This is a genomic window from Streptomyces sp. S6, from assembly GCF_054880855.1.
This window is the reverse complement of the sequence record NZ_JBTYMC010000672.1, coordinates 1-1,067: the sequence shown is the minus strand read 5'-3', so window position 1 is coordinate 1,067 and position 1,067 is coordinate 1. Positions and strand designations below refer to the sequence as shown.

1 protein-coding gene and 2 pseudogenes are annotated in these 1,067 nt (G+C 74.4%); all 3 read right to left on the bottom strand.

Going from position 1 to position 1,067, the window contains the following annotated elements; all coding sequences use genetic code 11:
* Window positions 1-374, bottom strand: a pseudogene (locus tag ACVNF4_RS36335) (hypothetical protein); the annotation flags it as partial.
* Window positions 375-507: 133 nt separating this feature from the next.
* Window positions 508-768, bottom strand: a complete 261-nt coding sequence (locus tag ACVNF4_RS36330) for a hypothetical protein (protein ID WP_461807078.1) — start codon at window positions 766-768, stop codon at window positions 508-510.
* Between the two features lie 107 nt (window positions 769-875).
* Window positions 876-1,067: pseudogene (locus tag ACVNF4_RS36325) on the bottom strand (SAM-dependent methyltransferase); the annotation flags it as partial.

The following is a 1,067-nucleotide window of genomic DNA, read 5'->3' as shown; positions in this document are numbered from 1 at the left end:
GCCTCGGGAGCGGGATCGTGAGGTGCGGGCACGCCGGGCGCCGCCACCGCCACCGCGAGGGGCCAGCCGGGCAGACCGGCGACGACCGTCCGCTCGTCCGGCGACAGGTCGTACTCCATCCCGCAGTCCCAGGAGGCGATGGCGACCGCCACCAGCGACACGTCGTCGACGACCACGGTCCACCGGGCGCCGGTGCCGTCCTGGCCGAACACCAGCCCGTAGCCGTCCGCCAGCGGCGCGAGGCCGAGCGCCGCGCACGCCTCCGGATAGTCGTCGCCCAGCGCACCCGGGAACTGTGCGGGCGTCAGCAGCACCGCCGTGAGTATGTACAGCGCGTCATCGGCGGCGACGACGTCCTCGTCCGTCCCGGCCATCCCAGCCTCCCCACGGGTTCGTCCAACCGCGCGCACCCTAATGCGCCCGTGACGTGCTTGTCACGGCTCCCGGACGGACCCGGAGCCGCTGTGGGCGCGGAGAACGCGCGCAGAGAGGACGAATCGGCGCGTGTCAGGCGGCCGGCAGTCCGAGAAGCGCGCGGGCGACGGTCTGCGGCGACTCGTCGCGCTCCCGCGCGAGCGTCACCACCGCACGGCACGCCAGCTCACGGACCCCGAAGGAGAGCGCCTCCGGCGACACCCACCCGGCCGCCTCCTCGATCCCCTCCTGATCGTCCCGCGCGCACGCCACGACGTACACGGCCGCCGCCTCGAACAGATTCGGCACCCTGCCCCGCCGGGCCTTCGCCGCATCCGGCGCCGTACCGGTCAACTTCCCCCAGGCCCTGCGGAACCCGCCTGTCACACGGACCACCCTCCTCCTGCTCACCGGTGCCGAGCCTTCCAACCTAGGGTCGGAACCTTTCCGGCAGAAGGGGCTCAGCCCTCCCGGACCGCCAGCGCGAGGAAACGGTCGTCCTCGTCGGCGTACGACGTCATCCGCCACCCCGAACCGGCCAGCAGCGGGCGGAGGTTGGGCTCGGCGCGCAGGTCGCCCGGGGTGAGGAGCCGCCCCTGACGGGCCGCCAGGGCGGCGCGGCCCACGGGATGGAACAGGGCCAGCCCGCCGCC